Source organism: bacterium (assembly GCA_040756715.1).
In the GTDB taxonomy this organism is placed as follows: Bacteria; UBA9089; UBA9088; order UBA9088; family UBA9088; genus JBFLYE01.
Genome location: JBFLYE010000210.1, coordinates 1 through 9997, shown reverse-complemented (window position 1 = coordinate 9997; position 9997 = coordinate 1). Strand labels below are relative to the sequence as shown.

Genomic DNA, 9997 nt, shown 5'->3' with positions numbered 1-9997 from the left:
ATAAAAGGTTTGAAGGAATAGATAAGCTGTTCCATTGGCTTTATATTTTACTTTCAAGCATCATTGGCCTTATTGGTGTAATGGTTGGCTCTGTTCTATGGCTTGCAAAACAAGAAAGGCCTATGAGTATGAAACATTATAAGGGGATAACAAAAAGGGAAGAATACCTTGAGGAAGAAATTTTTAAGTTAAAAGAAGCAATTGAGGGATTAAAGCCTGTTGTGGCATAAATGGAGTTCTCTTGTCATAAGGTGAGTAGATATGTGTATTTTCTTAAAATTCCCCTTTGGGTTTAGAAATAATGCTTGACAAATTAGAAAAGGATTTGTTATTCTTTTATTATGAAGGAAGATTTGATCTTAAAGACAAGGGTAAGGGTGGCAAATCCGATTGATATCTCAAGGTATGAAGAAATTGATGTAGTAATTGATACAGGGGCAGCATTTTCTGTAATTAAAAAGGATAGACTAAAGAGAATAGGTATATCTATAATTGGAAAAAAGCGTTTAAAGCTTGCCAATGGTAAAGTTATGGAAAGGGATTATGGGATTGCTTGTTTTGCCCTAAATGGTAAAGGCGTGGGTGGTTCGGATGTAATTTTTGGCGAAGAAGAAGATGTTGAGCTTTTAGGATTGCTTACCATAGAGGGGATGGCTTTAAGCGTTGATACAACCACAGGTGAATTAAAGCCAATAGAATTATTTTTAGTTTAAGGGGGTGATAAATATGGATTGTTATTGTGACGAAAAAGAAGATAAGGGCGGAAAGTAATTAAAAAAACCGAGTAAGCAAAGGAAATCTCTGTGAGATTCAGAGTGCTGTCTGGCAACGGTAATTTTTTAAAAAAGAGCCCGGTCGATTGCTTATTTTGGTAAGTACCTTCCAAGAAAGGGAAAAAAGAAGACAAATACCCAATCTTTGAAGGTTGGGTTTTTTGTTTTAAAAGGAGGAAAAAATGAAAAAAATTTTATTAGGATTCCTAGTGATAGGATGTAGCATTTTTGGCTCTGAGGGAACAATAACTGTGGTAGGGGAAGAGATTGTGGTCACGGCCAGTAGAAGTGAGGAGAAGGTGAAAGAGATTCCAACTTCGGTTACCGTGATCACCAGAGAGGAGATTGAGAGATCAGGAGCAGAGAGAGTGATTGAGGCCTTACGAGGTATGCCTGGCCTTGATATTGTGGAGACTGGTGTTTTAGGGGGAATTGCGAGTTGCTTCTTGAGGGGAGCAAAGTCAGAGCACACCCTGGTGATGATTGATGGTGTGGAGGTCAATGATCCCATCTCAGCTGGTCGAGGGTTTAATTTTGCCCATCTTCCATTAGCAGGTGTTGAACGAATTGAGATAGTCCGTGGTCCACAGGGAATCCTCTATGGCTCTGACGCAATAGGTGGGGTGATAAATATCATCACTAAAAAAGGGGAGAAACCAAGCTTCTCTTCATCAGCCAAAGGAGGCCAATACAATACTTATCAGGAGAGGGCAGAAATAGGTGGAAGAGCAGGTCTCCTTGATTATGCCTTCTCAGTCAGCAGACAGGATTCTGGCGGTATCTCTAAGGCAGCAGAAGGCACAGAGACAGATGGCTATCATGCCACCACTATCTTGGGCAATCTCGGGTTTTCTCCTTCTCAACAGGTTAGAGCTGGTATTTCAGCCTATTATAACAAGGCAGACTTTGATATTGACGATGGTGCCTCAGATGATGATCCCAACTATACAAGCAAGAGCGAGAGCTTAGCCATCAAAGGAGGATTGGAGGCAACCCCAACTTTATGGCTAAAAGAGAAAGTAGACTTATCGCTCCACAAGGTAAGAAGGGAATATGAAGATGGAACGGATACCATAGAGCCTCTTAATTCCTCTAGTTCCTGGTGTGAGGGAAAGAATACTAAGGTTACCTGGCAGCAAAACCTATCTAGGGAGATAGAGCCGCTTGATATTGGCCTTGTCTCTGGAATTGAGTATGAAAAGGAGGAGGGAAAGTCCTACTACCATTCAGAGAGTGAGTGGGGGCCATGGACAGATGAGTTCAAGAAGAAGAAGGAAACCAATACGGGATACTATCTTCAGGGAGAGCTAAAGGGAGAAAATCTTGCCTTTTGGGCAGGTCTCAGGCTCGATGACCACTCAAGGTTTGGCCAGAAGACAACCTATAAGGTCTCTTCCCTCTGGGTAACTGAAAAGACCAAAATCAGAGCAAATTATGCTACTGGATTCAAGGCCCCATCGCTTTATCAGTTGCACTCAAGCTATGGAGATCCAAACCTTAAGCCAGATGAGTCAATAGGCTATGAGATTGGTATCGAACAGGAGATTGGAGAAAGGATGCTGCTTGGTCTTACCTGCTTCCAGAATGAATTCAAGAATATGATAGATTTTGATCACAGCAGTTGGAAATATAAAAATATCGGTCAGGCAGAAACAGGTGGTGTTGAAATCCTTTTTCATATCAGGCCAACCAGTGATTTGAAAGTCAAGGTAAACTACACTTATACCCAGACAGAGGACAAAGATACGGGTAAGGAGCTTCTCAGGAGACCAAAACAGAAGGCGGCGTTCACCCTTGGCTATTCTCTTAAAAATACCCACATCAATCTTGATTGTATCTATGTAGGCGAGAGGAAAGATATTGGCTACACTATACTCTCTCCTTATACACTGGTAAACCTGAATACATCTTATAATCTGACAGACTGGCTTTCTCTATTCTTGGGGGTAGAAAATATCTTTGGCACAGAGTATGAAGAAGTAAAAGGCTATAGCACCTTTGGTCGCTTCTTCTATGCTGGGACCAAGATAGATTTTCCTAAGAGCAAAAAAGCAAAAGTTAAGCTTGAAAGACCCAAGCAAACAGAGTCTGAGAAACCCAAGCAAACAGTCGTTGTCAAAGAAGAGAGAGCAGGGATCTGGAAAGAACCAGGCACCTACCAGCTTATTACCACAGTCAATAAAGGGAGAGAGCTTGAAGTATTGGAGAGATCTGAAGAGTATTATAAGGTCAGGCTTTCAGATGGAAGGGTTGGCTGGATCTATTCTTTCTTTGTCCAATGATCATCTTTATCACTGGCGGTGCACGGAGTGGAAAGAGTCAGTATGCGATCTGGCTGGCTAAAGAGAGAGGTGACCAGGTCACCTTTGTTGCTACCTGCATCTCTACTGATAGTGAGATGAGGGAACGAATAGAGGAACACAAAAAGATGCGGCCAAAAGAGTGGTCTACAGTTGAAGAGAGCCTGAATCTGTCAAGGGTTATTGCCAAGATCACTACTTCGGTAATTATTATCGACTGTCTCACCTTATGGATCGCCAATCTAATGGAGGCCAAAATGGATGTAGTAGAGGCAAGCAAGGATCTGTTTTCTGCCCTAAAGAAGGTTAAGAAAACAGCAATTGTTGTCTCCAATGAGGTTGGATCTGGTATTGTTCCAGATAACAGATTGGCCAGGGAGTTTCGAGATATGGCTGGAGTGGTGAATCACCAGATGGCCCAGATAGCAGACGAGGTCTATCTTATGGTAGCAGGGATACCTGTTAAAATAAAAGGAGGTGAGAGATGTTAGAAGAGATATTGAAGAAGATTGAGCCAGTTAATCTTGGGTTGATGGAAGAGGCGCAAAAGAGGCAAGATACCCTGACCAAACCCCAAGGGAGCCTGGGAAGATTGGAGGAAATAGCCAATAGGGTGGTAGGAATTACAGGCAATAGAGAGCCAGACTTAAAAAGAAAGGTAATCTTCACTATGGCCGGAGACCACGGAGTAGGAGAGGAGGGGGTTTCTGCTTATCCTGCTGAGGTCACCCCTCAGATGGTCTATAATTTCCTGGCAGGTGGTGCGGGAATAAATGTCCTGGCCAGGCATGTGGGAGCTGAGGTGGTAGTTGTGGATATGGGAGTAGCAGAAGAGCTAAAAACTCAAAACTCAAAACTAAAAAATAAGAAGATTGGGCATGGGACTAACAATATTGCTAAAGGGCCTGCGATGAGCAGAGAGGAAGCTATAAGGGCGATTGAGGCAGGGATTGAAGTATTTGAAGAAGAAAGGATTGATATTGTAGGAACTGGCGATATGGGGATTGCCAATACCACCCCTTCTTCTGCCATTGTGGCTGTGATGACCGGTCAATCACCAGAAAAGGTCACAGGTAGAGGAACAGGCATAGATGATAATACCCTTGCCCATAAGATCAAGGTGATTGAAAGAGCATTGGAGATCAATCAGCCTGATCCCAAAGATCCGATAGATGTCCTCTCTAAGGTAGGTGGCTTTGAGATTGGAGGCTTAGCCGGTGTGATCTTAGCAGGATCTGCCCATCAGATACCCGTGGTTTTAGATGGCTTCATCTCAGGAGCAGCTGCTTTGATTGCTGTTGGCTTAGAGCCAAAGGCAAAAGATTATCTATTTGCTGCCCACTGTTCAGTAGAGATAGGGCACAAGATTGTCTTAGATAATTTAGGCCTAATCCCCCTTTTAGATCTGAATCTTAGGTTAGGAGAAGGAACAGGAGCAGCTTTAGGGATATCCTTGATTGAGGCAGCCTGCAAGATCCTAACCCAGATGGCCACCTTTGCTTCAGCGGGTGTCTCTAAGAAAAAATGAGGCAATTCCTCACAACCATAGGGCTTCTAACCATCATCCCTGTTAAGACCTATCAAACAGAGGATCTAGCCAGATCAATGGTCTTCTTCCCTTTGGTTGGTTTATTAATCGGTGGATTCTTGGTGGGAGTGAGATTCTTCAGCCTTCAACTTTTTCCTCCTGACCTTGTCTCTGTTTTGGTGATAGCAGCCTGGGTAGCCATCACTGGCTGCCTACATTTAGATGGCTTCTGCGATACCATAGATGGCTTAGCAGGAGGGAGAAGCAAAGAGGAAATCTTTAGGATAATAGAGGAGTCTGCTGTAGGCTGCAAAGGAGTGGTGGCAGTGGTCTGTCTGCTTTTGATAAAGACCTTTGCTCTTTCAGCAAATACAAGTTCTGGCCTGCTCATTGCCCCAACTATGGGGCGATGGGCTATGGTGGCAGGAGCAGCAACATCTTCCTATCCCAAGTCTTCTGGCTTGGGAAGACTATTTGTTGGCCAAGTAAAAAGAAGGGAATTCCTTTGGGCAACCCTGATAATGATGGGAATAGGGTTTTCCTTATTTGGCCTGAGTTTCTTCTACCTCTTGGCAACAACATCAGGGATAACCTGGTTATTCAGCCTCTATCTCAAAAAGAGAGTAGGTGGTTTTACAGGAGATACCTTGGGTGCCCTATCTGAGGTGATTGAGGTTGCAACACTTTTATCTATTGTTCCTTTATCTAAAAGATGAAAGATACCTCCATTTTGGCTGGTTTTCTGCCAAGTTAGATGATTTAGCAAACCTTATCCCAGCTAAGATTGCAGGATTTCTGATATCGGTTGTTAAGCAATTTCAGGGGTCTTTCTGATAGATATATCAGGGTGGCTGTGCGTTCGCACCAGGAGAATCAAAAACTTCTTGCTGCCTTGGCTGAGGTGTTATGAAAGTAGCTTCTGAGCTTAAGAGGAGGTTAATGAAAGCTGTCCTGAGGAATAGGGCTTCTGGCCTCCTCCTTTCTGGTGGCCTGGACTCAGCTATCTTAGCCAGTATTTCCCCTAATCTTAAGGCAATCACAGTAAGACTTGCAGATTATGGAGAAGATAAAAGATATGCTGCCTCTGTGGTGAGGCTTCTCAATATAGAAGCCCATCAGAAATCTGTAGATATTGATGAAGCCATAGAGGCTATCCCTGAAGTAATAAAGGTATTGGCCACTCAGGTTTATGAACAAAGCCCATTTTTATTATTACAAGATATACCAGGAGGTAATTGGAGATATTCCTCAACCTAGAGAAGGAGAGAAGGGATGTCCTAATTGTGGGGCAGGGATAAATCTCAATGCCCTCCACTGCAAGGTCTGTGGGTATGTGATAAAATGAGGGCATTCGTCTCCTGGAGTGGTGGAAAGGAAAGCACGCTTTCCTGTTATAGGGCAAGGCAAAATTCAGGTATTGAGGTTGCCTATCTTTTGAATATGGTATCAGAGGATGGTGGGTTCTCCCGTTCTCACGGCATACCTTCTGATCTGCTAAAAGCTCAAGCAGAAGCAATAGGGATTCCTATCCTTCAAAGGAAGACCCTATGGGAGACCTATGAAGAGGAGTTCAAGATGGCCCTTCTGGATCTCAAAGGATATGGCATTACCGCAGGTATCTTTGGAGATATTGATATAGCAGGACACAGGGATTGGGTAGAAAGGGTTTGTAAAGAAGGGGGCATAAAGCCAATCCTGCCATTATGGAAGAAGGAAAGGGAGGAATTGATGCTTGAGTTCATTAGAGTTGGGTTTAAAGCAATTATTGTTGCCTGTAATTCCAATTTTCTAGGGAAGGAATGGTTAGGGAGAGAGATTGACCAAGGGCTTATCAATGACCTAAAAGCTTTACCGATTGACCTCTGTGGAGAAAATGGAGAATTCCATAGTTTTGTCTATGATGGACCTATTTTTAAAAACCCTATTGAGTTTATTAAGGGAAAGAAGGCATTGGAGGATAAACGCCTTCTTTTGGAGCTAAAATTAAAATGAAAAAGGTATTAGGGGCATTTTAATTGCCCGGTAGTATTTTTGGAGAAAAGGGGATGATAAACGGTTCTAAAACTAAAGAGCAAAAAATGGTGGACAGGTCATAAAGGGATTTTGTATTATTTTAGATTATGAAAAAGTGTTTAATTTTTCTTCTCTTTTCCCTTCCTCTATTTTCCGAGCTTTCAAAGAATGATATTGACAAGATAAGAAAGATTGTAAGGGAGGAGGTGCAAAGGGAGGTAGGTGCATTAAGGAAGGAGATGAATCTTAAATTTGAAGCACAAGATCAAAGGTTTGAAGCAATAGATAAAAGGTTTGAAGGAATAGATAAGCTGTTCCATTGGCTTTATATTTTACTTTCAAGCATCATTGGCCTTATTGGTATAATGGTTGGCTCTGTTCTATGGCTTGCAAAACAAGAAAGGCCTATGAGTATGAAACATTATAAGGAGATAACAAAAAGGGAAGAATACCTTGAGAAAGAAATTTTTGACTTAAAAGAAGCAATTGAGGGATTAAAGCCTGTTGTGACATAAATTTGTATTAGGAGGTGATGAATATGGGTTGTTGTGATGAACCACCATAAATAATAAAGAGATAAACCTGATAAGCAAAGGAAATCTCTGTGAGATTCAGAGTGCTGTCTGGCAACGGTAATTTTTTAAAAAAAGAGCCCGGTCGATTGCTTATTTTGGTAAGTACCTTCCAAGAAAGGGAAAAAAGACAAATACCCAATCTTTGAAGGTTGGGTTTTTTGTTGTAAAAGGAGGAAAAAATGAAAAAAATTTTATTAGGATTCCTAGTGATAGGATGTAGCATTTGCTTTGGGCAGCCAAAGAGGATAATTTCCTTAGGCCCATATCTAACCGAAAGCCTTTATCTCTTAAAGGCTGAGGATTGCCTTATCGCCTGCACTACATATTGCAAGGCAAAAAATAAAGAGAGGATTGGAAACGTAGTAGGTATTGATGTGGAAAAGATTGTAGGGCTTAAGCCAGATTTGGTATTGGCTACACCATTAACCAAAAAGGATTCTCTTGAAAAGCTTAAAAGCCTGGGAATAAATGTTGTTTTGCTTCCCTATCCAAAGAATTTCTTAAGCCTTTGTGAGCAATTTATGGAATTGGGTAGGCTTTTAGGAAAAGAGAAGGAGGCAGAAAGGGTTGTAAAGGTTTCAAAGAAGAGGGTAGGGGAGGTTAAGAAGAAAACAAAAGGGAGGGTAAAACCCCGTGTGATTGTTCAAATTGGAGCAGAGCCATTGTGGGTTTCTGGAAAAGATACAATGATTAATGACTTTATTGAATTAGGAGGTGGGATAAACATTGGTCCAGATGAAAGTTCTCCCTATAGCAAGGAGGAGATTATTAAGGATAATCCCGATGTCATTATTATTATGGAGATGGGAATCCTTGGAAAAGAAGAAAAGAGAAATTGGGAAAAATTGGGAAAGAAAAGAATATATATTGTTAATGCCCATTCGCTGGGAAGTCCAACTCCGGCAAGCTTTCCAAAGACCTTAAAAAAAATAGCAAAGCTTTTACATCCAGAAATTGATTAAGAAATTCCTTGTATTGATATTTATAGGAGGAATAGCAATTCTTTTTATAAGCCTTCTCTCCCTATGCATTGGTTCATATCCAATCTCTTTAAAACGCATTATTCAGGTAATCCTTGAAGGCAAGAAAACAACCGAGCATACTATCCTCTTTGACCTAAGGCTTCCCAGGATTATCTTAGGCTTTGCCTGTGGCTCATCCCTCGCCTTATCAGGGGCAATCCTTCAGGGGCTATTTCGCAATCCCCTGGTTGAGCCATATACATTAGGCATATCAGGTGGTGCTTGCTTGGCAACTACCTTAAGCATTCTCTTTGGCTTGTGCCTCCCCCTTTCCTTAGGCGGATTTCTTGGTGCATCCCTTGTTATTTTTATCCTTTATTTTTTATCGGCAAGAAATAGGATAATCAGCCTTCCCTTCCTTTTGCTGCTTGGTGTAATGATAAGCTTTATTTCAGGAGGCTTGATTATGCTGATTATGGCATTAGCAAGGCAGGAAGACCTCCATGGCATTATCTTTTGGATAATGGGCTCATTAGAGGAGCCAAATTTAGGGCTTATAAAAACAATGCTTTTTTTCTCTATTTTAGGTCTTTTTCTCTCTTTGCCATTTTCTCTATCCCTTAATGCCTTTTTGCTTGGCGAGGAAGCCGCATTGCATCTAGGGATAGATTGTGAGAAAACAAAAAAAGCCCTTTTTTTTATCTCATCCTTCCTGGTAGGCTCTTGTGTCTCTCTTTCTGGAATCATTGGGTTTGTTGGCCTGGTTATCCCTCATCTAGCCCGTGTTTTTATAGGATGGGATTATAGATTTCTCCTTCCTGCCTCCTGGCTTTTAGGTGGAGGGTTTCTCATCCTTTGTGATACCATAGCCAGGACAATAATTTTACCCTACCAGCTTCCCGTTGGTGTAATTACAGGCATCATTGGAGGTTTGGTATTTAGCTATTTTTTAATAAGAAAGAAATGGTAAAGGTAGAAGGTATTTTTTGTGGCTATGATGGATTTTCCCTTAAAGATATAAGCTTTGAGGTAAAAAAGGAGGAAATATTTGGCATAATTGGGCCAAATGGAAGTGGAAAAACAACCCTCTTAAGGGCAATAAGCAAGGCAATTCCTATAAAGAAGGGCAGGGTATTATTCAATGGAATGGAGATTAAAAAAATAGGGTTTAAAGAATTTGCAAGGCTAGTCGGGGTGGTTTCCCAGGTTGAAGAGATTGCCTTTGATATGAGGGTAGATGAGCTTGTTCTCCTAGGAAGGATTCCCCACCAAAGATTTCTCTTTACAACAAAGAATGATATAGAGAAGGTAAGAGAGGCAATGGAGATAACCGGGATAATAAGTTTTAAAAAGAAATACTTAAGTAAAATAAGTGGAGGAGAGCGTCAACTTGCCTTTATAAGCCGTGCTTTATGCCAGGAACCAAAGCTCCTTCTCTTGGATGAACCAACCACTCACCTTGACATAACACATCAGGTAGAGATATTAGAGCTTATAAGAAGATTAAACAAAGAGCTTTCCCTTACAGTGCTCATTGTCTTACACGACCTTAATTTGGCATCTGAATATTGCGACAGGCTCCTTTTGCTTAAAGATGGAGAGACCTATAAGATTGGAGACCCTAATGATGTAATAACCCAAAAAAACATAGAGGATGTCTATAAAACAATAGTTGTAGTAAGAGAAAATCCCATAACCCACAAGCCTTATGTATTCCTGGTGCCAAAGTAAAAGATGGTGTATCTATAGTTACATAACGCTTTACAAAATGTATGTGTTTAGATAATCTTAAGGAAAACTTTATAAAATTATGAATTTTGAATGTTGAATTTTGAATTAAAAGGGG

The 9997-nt window shown here is 41.2% G+C and carries 12 protein-coding genes and 1 pseudogene; all 13 read left to right on the top strand.

Features of this window, described 5'->3' with window-relative positions; genetic code table 11:
- Window positions 1–230 (top strand): hypothetical protein (locus tag AB1397_08200; protein ID MEW6482952.1); only part of this gene is annotated, 230 nt, incomplete at its 5' end.
- Window positions 231–341: 111 nt separating this feature from the next.
- Complete coding sequence (locus tag AB1397_08195) at window positions 342–713, top strand: aspartyl protease family protein (protein ID MEW6482951.1); 372 nt, start codon at window positions 342–344, stop codon at window positions 711–713.
- 242 nt (window positions 714–955) lie between these two features.
- On the top strand, window positions 956–3055 hold the full coding sequence (locus tag AB1397_08190; protein MEW6482950.1) for a TonB-dependent receptor: 2100 nt from the start codon (window positions 956–958) through the stop codon (window positions 3053–3055).
- A complete protein-coding gene (cobU, locus tag AB1397_08185; protein ID MEW6482949.1) occupies window positions 3052–3564 on the top strand; it encodes a bifunctional adenosylcobinamide kinase/adenosylcobinamide-phosphate guanylyltransferase in 513 nt (170 codons plus the stop codon). Before AB1397_08190 ends, cobU begins: the two co-directional genes overlap by 4 nt.
- Window positions 3558–4601 carry a nicotinate-nucleotide--dimethylbenzimidazole phosphoribosyltransferase gene (gene cobT / locus AB1397_08180; GenBank protein MEW6482948.1) on the top strand — a complete coding sequence of 348 codons (1044 nt, stop codon included), beginning with the start codon at window positions 3558–3560 and terminating at the stop codon, window positions 4599–4601. Before cobU ends, cobT begins: the two co-directional genes overlap by 7 nt.
- Window positions 4598–5317 carry an adenosylcobinamide-GDP ribazoletransferase gene (cobS, locus tag AB1397_08175; protein ID MEW6482947.1) on the top strand — a complete coding sequence of 240 codons (720 nt, stop codon included), beginning with the start codon at window positions 4598–4600 and terminating at the stop codon, window positions 5315–5317. The genes cobT and cobS overlap by 4 nt, the downstream gene beginning before the upstream one ends.
- Window positions 5310–5408: pseudogene (locus tag AB1397_08170) on the top strand (cobalamin biosynthesis protein). Before cobS ends, AB1397_08170 begins: the two are co-directional and overlap by 8 nt.
- A gap of 132 nt (window positions 5409–5540) precedes the next feature.
- Window positions 5541–5858 (top strand): asparagine synthase-related protein, encoded by a 318-nt coding sequence (locus AB1397_08165; protein MEW6482946.1) that lies wholly within the window; start codon window positions 5541–5543, stop codon window positions 5856–5858.
- An 84-nt stretch (window positions 5859–5942) separates the two neighbouring features.
- Window positions 5943–6593, top strand: a complete 651-nt coding sequence (locus AB1397_08160) for a diphthine--ammonia ligase (GenBank protein ID MEW6482945.1) — start codon at window positions 5943–5945, stop codon at window positions 6591–6593.
- 128 nt (window positions 6594–6721) lie between these two features.
- The gene (locus AB1397_08155; GenBank protein MEW6482944.1) at window positions 6722–7129 is read left to right on the top strand and encodes a hypothetical protein; all 408 of its coding nucleotides are present in this window, start codon (window positions 6722–6724) and stop codon (window positions 7127–7129) included.
- A 239-nt stretch (window positions 7130–7368) separates the two neighbouring features.
- Window positions 7369–8151 (top strand): ABC transporter substrate-binding protein, encoded by a 783-nt coding sequence (locus tag AB1397_08150; GenBank protein ID MEW6482943.1) that lies wholly within the window; start codon window positions 7369–7371, stop codon window positions 8149–8151.
- 13 nt (window positions 8152–8164) lie between these two features.
- Window positions 8165–9121, top strand: a complete 957-nt coding sequence (locus AB1397_08145) for an iron ABC transporter permease (protein ID MEW6482942.1) — start codon at window positions 8165–8167, stop codon at window positions 9119–9121.
- A complete protein-coding gene (locus AB1397_08140; protein ID MEW6482941.1) occupies window positions 9115–9882 on the top strand; it encodes an ABC transporter ATP-binding protein in 768 nt (255 codons plus the stop codon). Before AB1397_08145 ends, AB1397_08140 begins: the two co-directional genes overlap by 7 nt.
- The last annotated feature ends 115 nt before the right edge of the window (window positions 9883–9997 follow it).